Genomic DNA, 17,688 nt, shown 5'->3' with positions numbered 1-17,688 from the left:
TCATAACTCCTTGTCTATAACGGCGGTTGTTCATGAACGGCAGGAAGGGTTCAAAGCAAAGGTTCTTCAAGCACGCAACTGTACCGATGCATTTGCACAACGTGAGTCGGCGGCAATACCTCGGCACACACGGCTCGTGCATGCCGACAACGCGGGTGAAAGGCGCAGCCACCGGGCAATTTCAGCGGGCTCGGTGGCTCGCCCGGCAACGGTTCGCTGGGCAACGGGCGGTACGGATCAATCTCCGGGATCGCCTGGATCAACGCTGCCGTGTAGGGATGGCGCGGCGTGGTGAACACCGCTTCCACCGGGCCTTCCTCGACGATCTTCCCCAGGTACATCACCGCCACCCGGTCGCACAGGCGGCGGACGATGGCCAGGTCGTGGGCGATAAACAGGATCGCCAGGTTCATCCGCTGTTGCAGTTCCAGCAGCAGGTTGATGATCTGGCCCTGGATCGACACATCCAGGGCAGCCACGCATTCGTCGGCGATGATCAGCCGTGGCTCCACCGCCAGCGCCCGGGCGATGCCGACGCGCTGGCACTGGCCGCCGCTCAGGGAGCCGGGCTTGCGGCTGGCGAGCTCGGGCCGCAGGCCTACCAGGTCGAGTAATTCGTCGACCCGGCGCGGGATGTTTTCCGATGTCACCTTGCGCTGCACCCGCAGAACTTCGGCGATGGTTTCGCCGACCGTAAGACGCGGGTTCAGGGCCGCGTAGGGATCCTGGAAGATCATCGCCGTCTCGTGCCGCAAACGCGCGATGTCGACAGGCCCGGCGTGGGCCATGTCGATGCCGTCAAACACCACCTGCCCGGCGCTGATGGAATTCAGGTGCAGGATCGCCCGCCCGAGGGTGCTTTTCCCGCTGCCGGACTCGCCCACCAACCCAAGGGTTTCGCCGGCCGCCAGGGTCAACGACACCCCATTGACCGCCCGCACCCACTGTTTATTCAGGCCAAACAGGCCACCGCCAGCGGCGGCAAAACGCACTTCAAGGTCATTCACCTGCAAAAGCGTCATGGGCGAACTCCCAGGGGATAGTGGCAGGCAACCCGCGCGCCTTCCGGCAGCCGCTCGGTGCACAAGGTGCCGACTTGTGGGCAACGCGGGTTGTACCTGCAGCCCTTGGGCAACGCATCGAGCAACGGCGGCTGCCCGGCGATGGTGCGCAACAAGGCATGGCCACTGCTGGTGGCGGGCTGGCACTCGATGAGGCCGGCGGTGTACGGGTGTTGCGGGTGCGCCAGCAGCTCGTATTTGCTGCCGTGTTCGCACAGGCGGCCGGCGTACATCACGGCGATGGAGTCGCAGGTTTGCGCCACCACGCCCAGGTCGTGAGTGATCATGATGATCGCTAGGCCGCGCTGGTCCCGCAGGTCCAACAACAAGCGCAGAATCTGGGCCTGCACGGTCACGTCGAGGGCGGTGGTCGGCTCGTCGGCGATCAGCACTTTGGGATTGCAACCCAGGGCCACGGCGATCATCGCCCGCTGGCGCATGCCGCCGGAAAACTCGTGGGGATAGTTGTCGATTCGCGCCTGGGGATCGGGAATACCAACCTGGCGCAGCACCTCGATGGCCTGCAAGCGCGCGTCTTTTTTCGACGCGCCCTGATGCAGGCGGATGCCTTCGGCGATCTGCTCGCCGATGCGCATCAACGGGTCGAGGTGGCTGCTGGGGTTCTGGAAAATCATCCCCAGTTGCCCGCCGCGCACCGCACGCATCCCGGCATCATCCAGCGTGAGCAACTCCTGGCCGGCCAAACGTACCGAGCCGCCCTGCACCCGCAAGCTCGGGGACGGCAGCAAGCGCATCAGCCCGCGACAGGCCATGGTCTTGCCTGAGCCGCTTTCGCCCACCAGGCCGAGGATTTCACCTTCGGCCAGGTCGAAGGAGACTCGGTCCACCAAGGTCACATCGCGCCCGGTGTTGTTGGCGATCACGCTCAGGTCGCGCACTTGCAGAAGACTCATGAGCGATCCCCCAGCACTTGCGCCACACCATCGGCCAGCAGGCTGAACCCCATGGCCAATGTCACGATGGCGAGGCCCGGGAAGGTGCAAATCCACCACGCGGTGGTGATAAACGCCTGCCCTTCGGCAACCATGGTGCCCCACTCGGCGGTCGGCGGCTGTACGCCCAGGCCGAGGTAGCTGACGGCTGCGCCGTTGAGCAGCACCAGCACCGCGTCAGACATGGAAAACACAATCGAGCCGAACATCGCGTTAGGCAATAAATGCCGAAACAGAATGCGCCCATGGCCAAAGCCCAGGCTTTTGGCGGCCAGGGCGAAGTCGCTTTCCTTGAGCACCAGGATCTGCGAGCGGATCAGCCGCGCGTAGGACACCCAGCCCACCAGCGCCATGGCGATATAGAAACTCTTCAAACCCGGGCCGAGAATCGCCATGATCGCCAGCATCAGCACCAGGAACGGGAAGGCGAGGATCACGTCGATCACCCGCATGCAGAAGCTGTCGAAACGCCCGCCGATATAACCGGACACCGCGCCGACAAAGGTGCCGATCAGGAACGGAAAGATCACCCCGACCACCGCCAGTTGCAGGTCGATGCGTGCACCCCAGACCACCCTCGAAAGAATGTCTCGCCCGTAGTTATCCGTGCCAAATGGATGGGCCAGGCTGGGGCCCAGCAAACTGATATCGGTATTTTGCGCAATCGGATCAAAGGGTGCGATCCACGGGGCGAACACGGCCAGCGCCAGCCATGTCAGCAGAATCAACAGGCCCCAGGCCGCCGTCAGCCGGCCATTGCGAAAACCAAAGCGCAGGCGCAAGCGCCACGGGGCAATCAATGGGCGGCTGCTCATTGCATCTTCACTCGTGGGTCCAGCGCGACGGTCACCACATCGGCAACAAAGTTGACCAGCACGGTGGCACAGGCCAGCACCATCGCCACGCCCTGCACCACCATGTAGTCGCGGGTGAAAATCCCGCGCACCAGCAACTGGCCAATGCCGGGAATCGCGAACAGGCTTTCGATCACCACCGTGCCGCTGATCAGCCAGCCAATGTTCACCGCCAGCAGGTTGACCGCCGGCACCAGGGAATTGGGCAGTACGTGGCGACGAAACACCGCCGCCTCCGACAAACCGCGCGCCCGGGCGGCGGTGACGTGATCGGCCTGCAATTCCATCAACATGCTCGCCCGCAGGTTGCGCACCAGCACCGCCGACAGCGCCAGGGCGATAGTCAGGCACGGCAGGACCATGTGGTGCGCCTTGTCCAGCCAAGTGCGCCCATACCCGGAGACCGGGAACAGGCCCCATTGCACGCTGAGCAACAGGATCAACATCAAGCCCAGCCAGAACGCCGGCATGCCCAGGCCGACCGTGGTAAACAGCCGGATCAGGTTATCCGCCCAGCCGCCTTTATTGCGTGCGGCCACGGTGGCCATCGGCACGGCGATCAACAGCGCCAGCAGCACGCTGCCGAGTACCAGGAACAGGGTCGGCTCGATGCGGGTGACGATCAGTTTCAGCGCGTCGACCTTGTACAGCAGGGACTGGCCGAGGTCGCCCTTGAGCAGGTTCTTCAGGAAGTAGAAATATTGCAGCCACAGTGGCTGGTCGAGGCCGTACTGGGCGCGGATCTTCAACAAGGCGTCCGGGGTGCTGCGCGAACCCAGCAGCGCCCGCGCCGGGTCGCCGGGAATCGAGCGCACCAGCACGAAGGTGATCAGGCTGATGCCAAACAGCACCGGCAGCAATTGCAGCGGCCGGGACAGCACAAAACGGTAACGCGCCAGGTTCATCCGTCAGCCTCGGTGACGAGCAAGGAAGTCCAGCAACACCGGGAAGTAAGCCTGGGGCTCTTCGTAAAACGGCATATGGCTGCTGTTGGGGAACACGTGCAATTCAGCGTGCCTGGCCGCACTTTTCATACGCATGGCGCAGGCCGGGGTCAGTTCGTCGTGCTGGCCGGTGGTGATCAGTATCGGCATCTTGAATTCGGCCATCTCGGGGATGCGGTTCCAGTCCTTGAGGTTGCCGATATAGAGGAATTCGTTGGGGCCCTGCATGGTTTCATAGGGCCCCATGTTCCAGTCGCCGAGGGAACGCTGGACCGGCGCCGGCCACTCGTCCAGGCGGCAGACATGGCGGTAGTTGAGCAAGGTAATAGCGGCCTGGTACTGCGGATGGTCGAGGGTGCCCATGGCTTCATGGCGTTGCATCATCGCCACGGTCTCGCTACCGAGAGCGCCGCGCAGCCGTTCCAGTTCCAGGGACAGGTGCGGAATGTCGCCGACGGTGTTTTCCAGGATCAGGCTTTTCAGCGCGTCGGGATAGTGAATGGCGTATTCGATGCCCAGCCATCCGCCCCAGGAATGTCCCAGCAGGTGCACGCGCCCCAGCCCGAGGGCCTGGCGCACGGTCTCGACTTCTTCGACATAACGGCTGATTTCCCACAGCGAAACATCGGTCGGTCTGGCTGATGCGCCGGTGCCAAGCTGGTCGAATGCAACCACTCGCAGGCCGTTGTCCTTGAGCCAGCCATGGGCGTCGCGCAAGTAGTCGCAAGGCAGGCCTGGGCCGCCATTGAGGCACAGCAACACCTCGTCGCCTTCGCCAAAGCTGTAGGCCACGAGGTTGTGGCCATCGACTTGCACGTTGTACTGCTGGTCGGGGGCAATTTCACGCCACATGCAGACATTCCTTGTTGTGTGTCGGCCCTGGGGATAGTGGCCGTTTAAAGGCCAACACTACCGAGGATGCCGCGCGTCCATAACCTGGTAATTCTTATAGGTTTGGTCTGGCAGTCCTTCGCCGGGGCGTGGCATTCTACTTGCAGCAAGACGAGATTCAAACGAATTCGGGAGCAGAACGGATGCTGGCCAGGTTAACTGCCTTTAATGACCGTCTCATCCCCGGCAGGAGCCTGGATGAACAGATGGACAACACCCTCGTATTGGCCCAGGACCTGGGTTTTGATGCGCTGGTCTACGACTACACCCCCGTGCCCATTGACCATAATGGTGCACTGATCACCCCTTCTGTGCTGCAACTGCGCAATACGCCGCCCGACTGGTACAGCTTGTGGTGCAGCGCCGGCTTTTATCAGATCGATCCGGTGCAGCATCTGGCACTGTCGACGGTTTCACCCTTTGTCTGGTCCTACGAAGCCAAGGCCGACACGGCGCTGCAAAAGATCATCGACCCGTGTCACGCCCCCGTATCCAGCTACCTGCACGACCGGCAGATGACCTGCGGCGTCAGCGTGCCGATACATTTGCCCCGGGGCGGCTTCGCCTCGCTGACCGGCCTGCGCACCGGCAAGGCCAGCACGGTGCTGGAGGACGCCCGCCAGACCCTGTCGGAATTCAGCCTGATTACCCACGCGTTGCAGGAAGCGGCCTACCCGCTGTTCAGCAAGGAACTGCGCTCCTACCCGCATATCCGCCTGACCAAGCGTGAGCGCGAATGCCTGAAATGGGCCGCCGACGGCCTGACCGCCGCCGAAATCGCCACGCAATTGAGCCGCTCCCTGGCAGTCGTCACCCTGCACCTGGCGTCGGCCATGCACAAACTGGGGGCCAAGAACCGGGTGCAAGCGGTCGTGCGCGCCACCCATTACCGGTTGCTGGAAGACTGAGCCGAAGGAAAAACCTAGCTGTTTTGCTAGTTACTTAAACTTTACGTGCCGACTATCGTGTACCTGATCATTTTTTCTCAGGGCAGGGCACGAAATGGAATTCATCGACACCATCCGCGAAGGCTATGCGACTTTTCGCGACTACCATACCTGGTACCGAATCACCGGCAACCTGGACAGCGGCCTGACGCCGCTGGTCATCCTCCATGGCGGCCCGGGCTGCACCCATGATTATGTCGACGCCTACAAGGACGTGGCTGCCAGTGGCCACGCGGTCATTCACTACGACCAACTGGGCAACGGCCGCTCCACGCACCTGCCCGACAAAGACCCTTCCTTCTGGACCGTCGGCTTGTTCCTGGAAGAACTGGACAACCTGCTGGACCACCTGCAGATCAGCAACAACTACGCAATCCTGGGGCAATCCTGGGGCGGCATGCTCGGCAGCGAACACGCCATCCTGCAACCCAAGGGCCTGCGCGCGTTTATCCCGGCCAACTCGCCAACCTGCATGCGGACCTGGGTCGCCGAGGCCAACCGCCTGCGCAAACTTCTACCTGAAGGGGTGCACGAGACCCTGCTCAAGCACGAACAGGCCGGCACCTACCAAGACCCTGAATACCTGGCCGCCTCACGAATTTTCTATGACCAGCACGTGTGCCGGGTCAATCCATGGCCCGAAGAAGTCGCGCGCACCTTCGCCCAAGTGGATTCGGACCCGACGGTGTACCACGCCATGAGCGGCCCGACGGAATTCCATGTGATTGGCAGCTTGAAAGACTGGAACGTGATTGGCCGGCTGTCGAAGGTCAATGTGCCGACCCTGGTGATTTCCGGTCGCCATGACGAGGCCACGCCGCTGGTGGTCAAGCCGTTCCTGGATGAGATTGCCGACGTGCGCTGGGCGCTGTTCGAAGACTCCAGCCACATGCCCCATGTTGAAGAGCGGCAGGCGTGCATGGGGACGGTGGTGCAGTTTTTGGATGAGGCGTGTTCGGTGCCACACAGAAAAGTCAGCTGATGACACCGTTTATGTGGCGAGGGAGCTTGCTCCCGCTCGACTGCGAAGCCGTCGCAAAAGCTGGGGCCGCTTCGCAGCCCAACGGGAGCAAGCTCCCTCGCCACAATGATTTGCTGTTACACCTCGCTGGTCTGTGCCCTGCCGTGCACCGCCGCTTTCTTCGGCACCTCTGCCAGCAACGGAATCTCCTTGCCCTCGGCATCAAACAGCTTGCCGCCGCTGAAGTAATCCCCGTCCCGCAACGCCGCCACATCTTGGAAGCACAGGCTGCGCTCCGTCCCGGCGACAAACACTGACTGCTGGTCCGAGTTGCCCGTGGTGAAATGGTTGAACGCCAGGTTCAACAGGATCGCCATGATCGCCGACGAACTGATCCCCGAATGGAAAATGGTCGCGAACCAGCTCGGGAAGTGATCGTAGAAACTCGGGGCCGCAATCGGGATCATGCCAAAACCGATGGAAGTGGCGACGATGATCAGGTTCATGTTGTTGCGGTAATCCACCTTGGACAAGGTCCGGATACCACTGGCTGCCACGGTGCCGAACAGCACGATCCCGGCCCCGCCCAGCACTGAAGTCGGCACTGCCGCAATCACCCGCCCCATGAACGGCAGCAGGCCGAGGATCACCAGGAATATCCCGCCGGTGGCGACCACATAACGGCTCTTGACCCCGGTCACCGCCACCAGCCCGACGTTCTGGGCAAAGGCACTTTGGGTGAACGAGCCGAAGATCGGCGCAAACATGCTCGACAGCATATCCGCGCGCAGGCCATTGCCGAGGCGCTTGGAGTCGACCTTGGTGTCGATGATTTCACCTACCGCGAGAATGTCCGCCGAGGTTTCCACCAGGGTCACCATGACCACGATGCACATCGAAATGATCGCCGCCAGATGAAAGGTTGGCATGCCGAAATGGAAGGGCGTGGGAAAGCCGAACATCGGGCCCTGGGTCACGCTGGAGAAGTCAGCCATGCCGAGGAACACCGCGATCACTGTGCCGATCACCATTGCCAGCAGGATCGACAGCCGCGAGATGGTCGCGCTGCCGATTTTGCTCAGCAGCAGCACCAGCACCAGGGTCAACGCCGCCAGACCGATGTTCGGCATGCTGCCGAAATCCGCGGCGCGGCTGTTGCCGCCCATGGCCCAGCGGGCGGCGACGGGCATCAGGGTCAGGCCGATGGTGGTGATCACAATGCCAGTGACCAGCGGCGGGAAGAATTTGGTTATTCGTGAGAACACCGGGGTGATCAGCAAGCCGATCAAGGACGCGGCCATCACCGCCCCGAGTATCGCCGGGATACCGCCGGCGCCGTCGCTGCCGACGATCGCCACCATGGTCGCCACCCCGGCAAAGGACACCCCTTGCACCAGCGGCAACTGGCAGCCGAAGAACGGCAACCCGAGGGTTTGCAACAGCGTGGCCAGGCCGCCGGCAAACAGCGACGCGGCGATCAGCAGGCCGATATCGGCGGGGGACAACCCGGCCGCCTGGCCGACGATCAACGGCACGGCCACGATGCCGCCGTACATGGTGAGCACATGCTGCAGACCGTAAGCCATGTTGGCCGCGACGCCGAGATTCTCGTCTTCTGGCCGCTGCGGTGACGCCTTCGGGATAGTCATGGTGAGGGGTTCTCTGTTTTTGTTGTGCACTCACTGTATGCAATAGAAAGATTGGATGTCCATAGAGTTGTATACAATCAGTTTCACAAAGAGACCATCAACGGCGTTACAAAAATCCATTCAGCCGCCCTGCCCCGTGGCTCGAAGCACTGCGCACAAGGACTTGAAAAAAAATGCTCAACCGCAAGCTGCGCATTCACGCCCCGGCGATTTACTACTTCGACATGGTTCGCCGCTGCCACTCGATCCGCGAAGCCGCGCGCCGCTTGAACGTGGCGTCTTCGGCGGTGAACCGGCAGATCCTCAAGCTGGAGGACGAAGTGGGCGCGGCACTGTTCGAGCGCCTGCCCGGCGGGCTGCGCCTGACCGCTGCCGGTGAGATCCTGACCCGCCACGTGAGTGTCCTGTTGCAGGATGTGGAGCGCGTGCGCGGCGAACTGGACGGCTTGAACGGCGTGCAGACCGGCCATGTGGAAATCGCCACGGTGGAAGGCGCCACTGTGGAACTGCTGCCCGCCGCCCTCAAGCGCATGCGTGAGCGCTATCCGAAGGTGACCATTGGCGTCACGGTACAAGGTTCGCAGTCGATTCCCGGCGCGGTGGTCAACGGCCAGGCTGACCTGGGGCTGGCCTTTGCCTTACCGCGCAGCAGCGAAACCATCCAGGTGTGTGTCGGCCATTTCCGCCTGGGTGCGCTGATGGCGCCGGGGCATCCATTGGCCGGCGAGGAGTGCGTGAGTTATGCACGTTGCTGTGAACACGGGGTGATCCAGGCCAAGAGCGAACTCTCGGTTCATCACCTGATTGCGCCGCTGCACAAGCGTGCGGCGGCGGCGAACAAACCGCTGCTGCAGAGCAACTCCATGGAACTGGCTCGGCAACTGGCGCGCCAGCAACTGGGCATCGCGTTCCAGACCCGCATTGGCGTGGAGGCCGATTTGGCCCGTGGCGAACTCTTGCACATCCCACTCAGCGACCAGGGCGGGATCTTCAGCGACCTCGGCTTGTACGCCCGCAAAGACCGGGACTTGCCGATGGCGGTGCAAGCCATGGCCCATCTGCTCAGTGAAGAAATCAGCTTGCGCGAACATCAGGAAACGCCCTCCGCGCCGCGTATTTCCTGACTCTCAGGCCAGCTTCAGTGCTGCCGTTTCGGCATCGGCCCAGGCGAGATTCTGTTCTTTGGAACCCACAACGGATGTGCCGATACTGCGCCCGGCGACCCTTGCGCGGTCGCCATGAGCCAAAACGCCAAAGGAATTAAAACAATGAAAAAGGCACTGCACGGCGCAACCGTATTACTCACACTGTTCGGCGGCGGGGAGGCTGTCGCGCTGGAATGGATGAACAACAGCGTAGGATTTCGCTACGGACAGCAGTTCACCAATCCGAACAACCCGGATGAATTCAGCAAGCGCATCTACAGTTTCACCCACGCCAGCGGCTACCAGTACGGCAGCAATTACCTGAACCTCGATGTGTTCCTGTCCGACAGCCGCGACCCACGCAAGGGCACCGACCACGGCGGCAGCGAAGTGTATGCCGTGTACCGGCATCAGCTGTATGCCTCACGGGTATTCGATGTGCCGCAGGGCACCGGGGTGATCAAGGATTACGCCCTCACCTTCGGCTTTGACGCCAACCGCAACAACAACCTGGCCTCGGCGAAAAAACGTGCACTGGTGATTGGCCCGACCTTGAAGTTCAACACCGTCGGCGTGCTGGACCTGAGCCTGATGTACTACAAGGAAAGAAACCATTCCGGCATCCCGGGCGCGAAAGAACCCGACCACACCTTCGACGACACCTACATGCTCAACCTGACCTGGATGCGGCCTTTCGAGATCGGCAACCATGGGGCGAAGTTTCAGGGGTTTATCAATCACGTCGGGGAAAAGGGCGAGGACTTCCATGGCCGCGATACGGCGCCGGAAACCCTGATGCGCACCGCGCTGATGGTAGCGGTGCGCCCGGGAAAGAGCGTCAAGCCGAACCTGTATCTGGGGGTGGGTTACGAGTATTGGCATAACAAGTTCGGCGTGGACGGCGGCCGGGGCAGCCGCACATCAACGCCGACGGTGAACATGGAAGTGACGTTCTAGCGGGCGCGCACCAGGTCGGTATCCGCATCGTCAACCTTCGGCCGCGCCAGCCAGTAGCCCAACACGGCCAATGGCGCGGTCGCCAGCATCACGATCGCGGTGATCAACAGCGGCTGGTCGATCATCGACGACACAATCAGGCTCCCGAGAAAGCACAGGCCCAACTGCAAGGTGTTCTGCAAGGCTGCCGCTTTGCCGGAATTTTCCGCAAACGGCATCAGCGCATTCGCCACCACGATCGGGTAGCTCGCGCCATTGACCAGCGCCATCAGGCAGAACGGAATCAGCAAGGTGGCGAGCGTCGGCACCGTCAAGGTCGCGACCAGGTACAACGCGACCATGCTGATGCAGTACGCCAGCAGCAGCCACGGCAACAACGTCTTGCCCTGGAACCGCTGCAACGCACTGCGGCAACTGTAGCCACCGATCAGGAACGACAGCGTCGGCAACACGTAGCTCAAGCCGATGTCATTGGGGCTGTAGCCCATGCCGCCGAGGATGAACGGCGAAGCGGTAAGCCAGGCGAAGAAACTGGCCGAGCACGCGGCGAAGATCATCACGTTGCCGGTAAACACCCGCGACTTGAGCAATTGCCCATAGCCGAGCCGGGAAGGTTCGGCATCGGTTGTCAGGCGTTTCGGCAGCGGCCGGAGAAACAACGTAGGCAGCAGCAGGAGCAGCGAGACCACCAACAACACACCGAAGATCGCCTGCCAGCCCCAGTGATTCAACATCAGCGCCCCCAGCAGCGGCGCCAGGGCCGGCGACAGTGACATCAGCGGCATGATGCCGGCGAACACCCGGTGTGCCTTGTCCGCCGGGTAGCGGTCGATCACCAGCGCCTGCCAACTGACAGCAGCGGAACACACGCCAATCGCCTGGACAAAACGCAAGGCCAACAGTTGTGGTGCAGTCTCGACCCAGAACATGCCCAGGCAACCGAGCACAAACAGGGAAAGGCCGGTGAGCAGGACCGGCTTGCGCCCCAGGCGGTCGGACAGCGGCCCCCACAGCAACTGCCCTACGGCAAAGCCGGCGAGGAAAATACTCAGGCTTGCGCCCACCGCGCCGGGGGAAATCTGCAGTTGCTCGCCCATGGCGCCAAACGCCGGCAAGTACATATCCATGGCCAGATAGCCGAGCATGCTCAGCCCCGCCAGGTACCAGGTGAATCCAAAAGAATTTTTCATTGAAGCCTTGTATAAACTGCCATCAAACTATTTGCTGACTGGCGCCTATTATGAAGCTGAGCATTTCCCTGTGAAGCGATAATAATTGAACACTCTTATCAATATTTTTGAAGGCAAACCCCATGTGGTCTGAATACTCCCTGGATGTCGTGGATGCGGTGGCCCGCCACGGCAGCTTCAGCGCCGCCGCCCAGGAACTGCACCGCGTGCCATCGGCCATCAGCTACACCGTGCGGCAAATCGAAGAATGGCTGGCAGTGCCGCTGTTTGTCCGACGTCATCGGGACGTGGAGCTGACGCCCGCCGGTAAATTGTTCGTCGACGAAACCCGTGGCGTCATGAAAAAAATGCTCGGCACCCGCCGACTGTGCCAGCAAGTGGCCAATGGCTGGAGTGGCCAGTTGAAGGTCGCGGTGGATTCCATCGTCAAACAGCAGCGCTGCCGGCAACTGGTGCTGGATTTCTATCGGCAGTTCCCGGAGGTGGAATTGCTGATGGAATACGAGGTGTACAACGGTGTGTGGGATGCCCTGGCCGATGACCGCACCGACATCGTGATCGGCGCCACCAGCGCTGTGCCGGTGGCCAGTCAATTCACGTTTCGCGACATGGGCCTGCTGAACTGGCTGTGCGTGGTCAGCAGCCGGCATCCGTTGGCGGCGGAAGAAGGCCTGCTCAGCGATGACCAATTGCGGCCCTTCGCCTCCCTGTGCATGACCGACACCTCGCGCAACCTGCCCAAGCGCGACACCTGGACCCTGGATAACCAGCGTCGTCTGGTGGTGCCGCACTGGGCTTCGGCGATTGATTGCCTGCGGGACGGCCTGTGCGTCGGCATGGCGCCGGCACACCTGGTGCAGCCATGGATCGACCGCGGCGAACTGCGCGCCCTGCAACTGTCCCGGCCCTTCCCCGCCAGCCCGTCGTGCGTGGCGTGGGCGCAGAACAAACTGTCGCCGGCCATGGCCTGGTTGCTGGACTACCTGGGGGATACCGAGACCCTGAACCAGGAATGGTTGAACGGGGTGCAGGTGGGCTCCGGCTACCCCGTTTGAGGATCGTTCCCACGCTCTGCGTGGGAATGCAGCCAGTGACGCTCCGCGTCAGCCTCATCCATGTCTAGTCCAGCAGCCGGGAAAGTGCGCGCACGATCATTTCCACCTCCTTGCCATCGAGGGTCAGCGGCGGCAGCAGGCGAATGATCTTGCCCCGCGTGACGTTGATCAGCAGGCCATGCTCTTGCGCCGCACGCTGGGCCAAGTCGCGATGCGGGCTTGCCAGCTCGATGCCGATCATCAGCCCTTGCCCGCGAATCGCCAGCACCTGGGGATGTTCGCTCAATTCCACCCGCAGGCGCGCCAGCAACCGCTCGCCCTGTTGCGCCGCATTGTCCAGCAAGCCTTGCTCTTCAATGATTTCCAGCACCGTACACCCCACGCGACAGGCCAGCGGGTTGCCGCCAAAGGTGCTGCCGTGGCTGCCGGGGGTGAACAACTGGGCAACGGAGGCCCGAGCCAGGCACGCGCCAATCGGCACGCCGTTGCCCAGGCCTTTGGCCAAAGTCATCACATCCGGCACGATGCCTTCATGCTGGAAAGCAAACCAGCGCCCCGTGCGGCCGATCCCGGTCTGGATCTCATCAAGCATCAACAACCAGCCCTGCCGGGTGCAGTGCTCGCGCAAGGCTTTCAGATAGCCCGGCGGCGCGACCTGCACACCGCTTTCGCCCTGGATCGGCTCCAGCAGCACCGCCACAATCCGCGCACCAAACTTCTGGGTCACGGCTTCCAACGCCTTCAAGTCCCCAAAGCCAACCTTGATAAAATCCCCCGGCAACTGTTGAAACCCCAGCCGCACGGAAGGCCCGTCGCTGGCGGACAGGGTGGCCAGGGTGCGCCCGTGAAAGGCATTCTCCATCACCACCACCAGCGGCTGTTCGATGCCCTTTTTCCAGCCATGCAGCCGGGCCAGCTTCAGTGCCGTCTCGTTGGCTTCGGCACCGGAGTTGTTGAAGAACGCCTGGTCCAGCCCGGAAAGCAGGGTCAGTCGTTGGGCCAGCCGCTGCTGCCAGTCGATGCTGTAGAGGTTGGAGGTGTGCAGCAGCAAACCCGCCTGCTCACTGATGGCCGCCACCAGCCGTGGGTGGGAATGACCGACGTTGGTCACCGCCACACCGGCCACCGCGTCCAGGTATTCACGGCCCTGCTGGTCCCACAGGCGCGTGCCAAGGCCACGGGTAAAGCTCAGGGGCGACGGTTGATAAGTGGTCATCAGGCAGGCGGCGGTCATGGCATCAGGCTCCAGTGCATCGTAGTGATGCACCAGTATCGTTAGCCACCTGAGCTGGATAAACTGCACAACACTGCGATCACTTTAAATCAGGGCTTGATAATGGATCTGTTCCAGGCGATGACGGTGTACGTGAAAGTGGTGGAAGCCGGCAGCATGACGGCGGCGGCGCAGGTGTGCGGCATGTCCACCACCATGGTCGGCAATCACCTGCGCGCCCTGGAGCAACGCCTGGGGGTCAGCCTGCTCAAGCGCACCACGCGCAAGCAAAGCCTGACCGAGTTTGGCGGGATTTATTACCAGCGTTGCCTGGAGGTGCTGGGCCTGGTGGCCGACTCCGAGCAGATGGCCGAACAAGCCAACAGTGACGTGCCCAAGGGCCTGCTGCGGATCACCGCACCCCCGGCCTTCGGCACCGAACGCCTGGCACCGGCGCTCAGCGAATTTTCCCGGCGCTACCCACAGATCAAGCTGTACGTGGTGCTGAGCAACCAGCGGATGGACATGGTCGACAGCGGCTTCGACGTGGCCATCCGCTTGGGCGAGTTGGACGCACCAAGCCTGATTGCCCGCCCCATGCAGGATTACACCATCACCCTCTGCGCCTCTGCGGCGTACCTGGCGCGCCGTGGCACACCTCAACGCCCCGATGATCTGCAGCAACATGACTGCCTGGCGTTCGCTTACCCGGCGACCGACGATTGGCGCAACGCCGACAAGTTGTGGCGAATGCGCGGCGCAGAGGGCGAAGTGGAAATTCCGGTTTCCGGCTCATTGACCATCAACAGTTCGCAGGCCTTGCGCCAGGCTGCCCTGGAAGGCATGGGCATTGTGATGTTGCCTGACGCCCTGGTCGAGCCAGACTTGCGGGCCGGGAAACTGGTGGCATTACTGACGGACTACCAACTGCCCAGCCGGCCAATGCACTTGCTCTACGCCCAGGACCGCTATCGCCTGCCCAAGCTGCGGGCATTCGTGGATTTCGTCATGGAGAAGTGGGCGCGCTAGAGGCTCCCCCCCCAGTTCGATCAAGCGCTCACGGGTCTGCGGGGCAGATACGTGGTGAATCCCTTGCCAACCGAGCGCAATGGCCGCCTCGATATTGCCGGCTACGTCGTCAATAAACACCACTTCAGCCGGCTGGATATCCGGCAGATGGGCGCGCACCTGCGCCAGGCTGGCGTGGTAGATCGCGGGATCGGGCTTGATCAGTTTGATTTCGCCGGACACTACGATGTCGCGAAAATACTGCAGGAACGGGTAGTTGGCCCGGGCATAGGGAAAGGTTTCGGCGGACGCGCACAAAAAAGCGGCCCCGGGAGGCCGCTTCTTCGTTACCGCAAGCGCTTAAGCCTGAACCAGGCCCTTGATCTTCACGGTCGGATTGACGTCAGCGTCGTAGTCCACGCCGTCGATCTCGAAACCGAACAGGCGCAGGAATTCTGCCTTGTAGCCGGCAAAATCGCTGATCTCGTTGACGTTGTCGTCGGAGACCTGATTCCACAGGGCCGCTACCGCGTCTTGAACCTTCGGTTCAAGCTCCGCGAGGTCGGCACGCAGGCGGCCGTCGGCGTCGAGCTTGGGCTCTTTGCCATACAGGCTGTCCTTGAACAGGCCGTAGACCTGCTCGATGCAACCTTCGTGGGTGCCCTGCTCTTTCATCACTTTAAACAGCAGCGACAGGTACAACGGCATGATCGGGATCGCCGAACTGGCCTGGGTCACCACGGCCTTGAGCACCGACACACGGGCGTCGCCCTTCAGTGCCGCCAGGTTTTCGCGCAGGGTCAGGACTTTCTTGTCCAGGTCCTTCTTGGCTTCGCCGATGGAACCGTTCCAGTAGATATCCTGGGTCAGCTTCTCGCCGAGGTAGGTGAACGCGGTGGTCTTGGCGCCTTCGGCCAACACGTCGGCGTCACGCAGGGCGTCGATCCACAACTGCCAGTCTTCGCCGCCCATGACTTTCACGGTACCGTCGATTTCTTCCTGGGTGGCCGGCTCAAGGGTGGTGTCGACCACGACGCCCTTGTCGGTGTTGATGCCGCGCAGGGTCACGGCCTTGCCGATCGGTTTCAGGGTGGAGTTGTGCACCACGCCTTGCGGGTCGGTACGGCGTGGCGCGGCCAGGCTGTAGACCACCAGGTCGATCTTGCCCAGGTCTTTCTTGATGGTTTCGATGGTCAGGCGCTTGATCTCGTCAGAGAACGCATCGCCGTTGATGCTCTTGGCGTACAGGCCTTTTTCCAGCGCAAACTTCTCGAAGGCGGCGCTGTTGTACCAGCCGGCAGAGCTGAGCTTGCCTTCTTCGCCTTCTTTCTCAAAAAACACGCCCAGGGTGTCGGCGCCGCAGCCAAAGGCAGCGCTGATGCGCGCAGCCAGACCGTAGCCGGTGGAAGCCCCGAGGACCAGCACCTTTTTCGGGCCGCCTTCAATGGCACCGTGTTCGGTCACGTAGTCGATCTGCTCTTTGACATTCGCTTCACAGCCAACCGGGTGAGCGGTCACACAGATAAAGCCACGAACCCGCGGTTTGATGATCATAAAATTTCTGCCTCTTCCAAGGTGCCGAAGGCCAATGGTGGCCATTACAGCGTCAATCGTACCGGTCTATGACGCCCGGAAAACCGAAGCGTCACGATAGTCGCAAATCTTCTGTTCACAAAATGCTATCCGCAACACGGCCGACCTGGCCATCCGCCGAGGCATTTTAGGGGGACAACGGTAAAAATCTGTGCAGCGACTTCACAAATTTCCAGCATTTAAAACGCCACGTGAGGGCGATAACACCCTATCATGACCACATTATTTCGATATGTTTCGGCTCGGGCATGATGCCCACGGGTTGACTGACACCTTCGCCTGGCCTGCCAGTCAACCGCAGACGGTTTTGAAGCAATCGAAAACCGTCCGATGGAGCCCAGTTTCATGAGTAAGAGTGTCATCCGCAAACGCCTGGCATCCGCCGCTTGGGCCCTTGGCGTATTGCTGTTCATTTATTGCTTTCCGAAGACCACCCTGGTGTTTCTGCTGCTGGTGGTGTTCTGCGGGCTGTACGACTTCCTGCGCAATGGCCTGTACGACAGCGCGACCATCAAGAAGTATTTCATCGGCAACGGGCGCAATACCTGGCTGCTGGCGCCGTTCAACACGCTGTTCGACTTGTTGAGCCAGCGTAATCGCCACGTTTATAAAATGAACGACCTGCCGCCGGCCTGGCGCGAAGACCTGCAAAAGGTGATCGACGACGCCATGGCCAACAAGGACGAGATCATCCAGTACCTGGATGAGCGCATGGCCGAGAAAAAACGCGGCATGCTGTTTTTCCAATGGTACGGCCGCCCGATCGAGACCAGCCTGGATATCCCGCAACTGCGGGAAAAACTGCCCTACGTGAAAACCATCGGCGTGTCGGTATTCAACGAAAACCGCTCCACCTCGTTTCACTTCGGCCCGCTGCGCATGATGTTCCGCGTGCTCTACAACATGGCACCGGCGCCCCATCACGACGGCGTGTACATCCAGGTCGGCAAGCACAAGCACTACTGGCACGATGACCCGCTGTTTATCTTCGATGACACGCTGATGCACGCCTCTTTCAACAAGAACGACGCCAAGCGCTACTGCCTGTTCATCGATATCGTGCGGCCAACCCTGGTGCCGTCGTTGCTCAACGGCCTGATCGCGGGCTTTGCCGGAGCGGTCTTTACCTTGCGGCGGTTTTTCTACAAAAACTGGAAGCTGATTCAGTAACTTCTGCGGCATGATGGTGCGCGACGGTGTTTGCGCTCGGCTCCCGTGCCGGGGAAAATGCCAGTCCAATGCGACCGAACACGGCGCGCACTATCCT

General features: G+C 61.6%; 16 protein-coding genes and 1 pseudogene. 7 read left to right on the top strand and 10 right to left on the bottom strand.

The genetic code is table 11. The annotated features are described in order from the left end of the window. Positions 1–50: 50 nt before the first annotated feature. The 5 genes from LIY45_RS02515 to LIY45_RS02495 are packed head-to-tail and all read right to left on the bottom strand — an operon-like array spanning position 51 to position 4,664. The gene (locus LIY45_RS02515) at positions 51–1,022 is read right to left on the bottom strand and encodes an ABC transporter ATP-binding protein (RefSeq protein WP_226475204.1); all 972 of its coding nucleotides are present in this window, start codon (positions 1,020–1,022) and stop codon (positions 51–53) included. Beyond that, positions 1,019–1,975 (bottom strand): ABC transporter ATP-binding protein, encoded by a 957-nt coding sequence (locus LIY45_RS02510; protein ID WP_226475203.1) that lies wholly within the window; start codon positions 1,973–1,975, stop codon positions 1,019–1,021. Before LIY45_RS02510 ends, LIY45_RS02515 begins: the two co-directional genes overlap by 4 nt. Beyond that, positions 1,972–2,829, bottom strand: coding sequence for an ABC transporter permease (locus tag LIY45_RS02505; protein ID WP_226475202.1), 858 nt, complete (start codon positions 2,827–2,829; stop codon positions 1,972–1,974). Before LIY45_RS02505 ends, LIY45_RS02510 begins: the two co-directional genes overlap by 4 nt. Then, positions 2,826–3,773, bottom strand: a complete 948-nt coding sequence (locus LIY45_RS02500) for an ABC transporter permease (RefSeq protein WP_076017283.1) — start codon at positions 3,771–3,773, stop codon at positions 2,826–2,828. Before LIY45_RS02500 ends, LIY45_RS02505 begins: the two co-directional genes overlap by 4 nt. 3 nt (positions 3,774–3,776) lie before the next feature. After that, positions 3,777–4,664 carry a proline iminopeptidase-family hydrolase gene (locus LIY45_RS02495; protein WP_017477306.1) on the bottom strand — a complete coding sequence of 296 codons (888 nt, stop codon included), beginning with the start codon at positions 4,662–4,664 and terminating at the stop codon, positions 3,777–3,779. 182 nt (positions 4,665–4,846) lie between these two features. Between LIY45_RS02495 and LIY45_RS02490 the strand changes: the two genes are divergently transcribed. Continuing rightward, positions 4,847–5,611 carry a LuxR family transcriptional regulator gene (locus tag LIY45_RS02490; RefSeq protein WP_226475201.1) on the top strand — a complete coding sequence of 255 codons (765 nt, stop codon included), beginning with the start codon at positions 4,847–4,849 and terminating at the stop codon, positions 5,609–5,611. A gap of 94 nt (positions 5,612–5,705) precedes the next feature. After that, a complete protein-coding gene (locus LIY45_RS02485; protein WP_226475200.1) occupies positions 5,706–6,632 on the top strand; it encodes a proline iminopeptidase-family hydrolase in 927 nt (308 codons plus the stop codon). Positions 6,633–6,748: 116 nt separating this feature from the next. Here LIY45_RS02485 and LIY45_RS02480 read toward each other — a convergent pair whose 3' ends face one another. Beyond that, a complete protein-coding gene (locus LIY45_RS02480) occupies positions 6,749–8,260 on the bottom strand; it encodes a nucleobase:cation symporter-2 family protein (RefSeq protein WP_017477303.1) in 1,512 nt (503 codons plus the stop codon). 173 nt (positions 8,261–8,433) lie between these two features. Here LIY45_RS02480 and LIY45_RS02475 point away from each other — a divergent pair, with 173 nt between their 5' ends. Both LIY45_RS02475 and LIY45_RS02470 read left to right on the top strand, forming a co-directional pair. Beyond that, entirely contained in the window at positions 8,434–9,384 is a 951-nt protein-coding gene (locus LIY45_RS02475; protein WP_226475199.1) for a LysR substrate-binding domain-containing protein, read from the top strand. Positions 9,385–9,528: 144 nt separating this feature from the next. Beyond that, positions 9,529–10,362 (top strand): nucleoside-binding protein, encoded by an 834-nt coding sequence (locus LIY45_RS02470; RefSeq protein ID WP_226475198.1) that lies wholly within the window; start codon positions 9,529–9,531, stop codon positions 10,360–10,362. Here the strand turns inward: LIY45_RS02470 and punC are convergent. After that, entirely contained in the window at positions 10,359–11,552 is a 1,194-nt protein-coding gene (punC, locus tag LIY45_RS02465; protein WP_226475197.1) for a purine nucleoside transporter PunC, read from the bottom strand. The two genes, LIY45_RS02470 and punC, sit on opposite strands and share 4 nt — an antisense overlap. A 122-nt stretch (positions 11,553–11,674) precedes the next feature. On the opposite strand from punC, the gene punR reads away from it, so the two are divergent. After that, the gene (gene punR / locus LIY45_RS02460; RefSeq protein WP_226475196.1) at positions 11,675–12,607 is read left to right on the top strand and encodes a DNA-binding transcriptional activator PunR; all 933 of its coding nucleotides are present in this window, start codon (positions 11,675–11,677) and stop codon (positions 12,605–12,607) included. A 64-nt stretch (positions 12,608–12,671) separates the two neighbouring features. On the opposite strand, the gene LIY45_RS02455 is transcribed toward punR, so the two are convergent. Next, on the bottom strand, positions 12,672–13,841 hold the full coding sequence (locus LIY45_RS02455; protein WP_226475195.1) for an aspartate aminotransferase family protein: 1,170 nt from the start codon (positions 13,839–13,841) through the stop codon (positions 12,672–12,674). 102 nt (positions 13,842–13,943) lie between these two features. Here LIY45_RS02455 and LIY45_RS02450 point away from each other — a divergent pair, with 102 nt between their 5' ends. Further along, a complete protein-coding gene (locus LIY45_RS02450) occupies positions 13,944–14,849 on the top strand; it encodes a LysR family transcriptional regulator (protein WP_226475194.1) in 906 nt (301 codons plus the stop codon). Between the two features lie 9 nt (positions 14,850–14,858). On the opposite strand, the pseudogene LIY45_RS02445 reads toward LIY45_RS02450, so the two are convergent. Together LIY45_RS02445 and fabV are read right to left on the bottom strand one after the other, a co-directional pair. Further along, positions 14,859–15,137: pseudogene (locus LIY45_RS02445) on the bottom strand (HAD-IA family hydrolase); the annotation flags it as partial. A 51-nt stretch (positions 15,138–15,188) separates the two neighbouring features. Beyond that, positions 15,189–16,382 carry an enoyl-ACP reductase FabV gene (gene fabV / locus LIY45_RS02440; protein ID WP_017477295.1) on the bottom strand — a complete coding sequence of 398 codons (1,194 nt, stop codon included), beginning with the start codon at positions 16,380–16,382 and terminating at the stop codon, positions 15,189–15,191. Between the two features lie 384 nt (positions 16,383–16,766). On the opposite strand from fabV, the gene LIY45_RS02435 reads away from it, so the two are divergent. Then, positions 16,767–17,591 carry an aspartyl/asparaginyl beta-hydroxylase domain-containing protein gene (locus tag LIY45_RS02435; protein WP_226475193.1) on the top strand — a complete coding sequence of 275 codons (825 nt, stop codon included), beginning with the start codon at positions 16,767–16,769 and terminating at the stop codon, positions 17,589–17,591. Positions 17,592–17,688 lie beyond the last annotated feature (97 nt).

The organism is Pseudomonas sp. MWU16-30323 (assembly GCF_020515595.1).
GTDB classification, from domain to species: domain Bacteria; phylum Pseudomonadota; class Gammaproteobacteria; order Pseudomonadales; family Pseudomonadaceae; genus Aquipseudomonas; species Aquipseudomonas yamanorum.
The sequence above is the reverse complement of the archived record's forward strand: the minus strand, read 5'-3'. Positions and strand labels throughout refer to the sequence as shown.

What these genes read in the sequence shown, in the direction of transcription:
- LIY45_RS02515 (WP_226475204.1), bottom strand. Translation starts at nt 1,022, where the DNA reads ATGACGCTTTTGCAGGTGAATGACCTTGAAGTGCGTTTTGCCGCCGCT.
- LIY45_RS02510 (WP_226475203.1), bottom strand. Translation starts at nt 1,975, where the DNA reads ATGAGTCTTCTGCAAGTGCGCGACCTGAGCGTGATCGCCAACAACACC.
- LIY45_RS02505 (WP_226475202.1), bottom strand. Translation starts at nt 2,829, where the DNA reads ATGAGCAGCCGCCCATTGATTGCCCCGTGGCGCTTGCGCCTGCGCTTT.
- LIY45_RS02500 (WP_076017283.1), bottom strand. Translation starts at nt 3,773, where the DNA reads ATGAACCTGGCGCGTTACCGTTTTGTGCTGTCCCGGCCGCTGCAATTG.
- LIY45_RS02495 (WP_017477306.1), bottom strand. Translation starts at nt 4,664, where the DNA reads ATGTGGCGTGAAATTGCCCCCGACCAGCAGTACAACGTGCAAGTCGAT.
- LIY45_RS02490 (WP_226475201.1), top strand. Translation starts at nt 4,847, where the DNA reads ATGCTGGCCAGGTTAACTGCCTTTAATGACCGTCTCATCCCCGGCAGG.
- LIY45_RS02485 (WP_226475200.1), top strand. Translation starts at nt 5,706, where the DNA reads ATGGAATTCATCGACACCATCCGCGAAGGCTATGCGACTTTTCGCGAC.
- LIY45_RS02480 (WP_017477303.1), bottom strand. Translation starts at nt 8,260, where the DNA reads ATGACTATCCCGAAGGCGTCACCGCAGCGGCCAGAAGACGAGAATCTC.
- LIY45_RS02475 (WP_226475199.1), top strand. Translation starts at nt 8,434, where the DNA reads ATGCTCAACCGCAAGCTGCGCATTCACGCCCCGGCGATTTACTACTTC.
- LIY45_RS02470 (WP_226475198.1), top strand. Translation starts at nt 9,529, where the DNA reads ATGAAAAAGGCACTGCACGGCGCAACCGTATTACTCACACTGTTCGGC.
- punC (WP_226475197.1), bottom strand. Translation starts at nt 11,552, where the DNA reads ATGAAAAATTCTTTTGGATTCACCTGGTACCTGGCGGGGCTGAGCATG.
- punR (WP_226475196.1), top strand. Translation starts at nt 11,675, where the DNA reads ATGTGGTCTGAATACTCCCTGGATGTCGTGGATGCGGTGGCCCGCCAC.
- LIY45_RS02455 (WP_226475195.1), bottom strand. Translation starts at nt 13,841, where the DNA reads ATGACCGCCGCCTGCCTGATGACCACTTATCAACCGTCGCCCCTGAGC.
- LIY45_RS02450 (WP_226475194.1), top strand. Translation starts at nt 13,944, where the DNA reads ATGGATCTGTTCCAGGCGATGACGGTGTACGTGAAAGTGGTGGAAGCC.
- fabV (WP_017477295.1), bottom strand. Translation starts at nt 16,382, where the DNA reads ATGATCATCAAACCGCGGGTTCGTGGCTTTATCTGTGTGACCGCTCAC.
- LIY45_RS02435 (WP_226475193.1), top strand. Translation starts at nt 16,767, where the DNA reads ATGAGTAAGAGTGTCATCCGCAAACGCCTGGCATCCGCCGCTTGGGCC.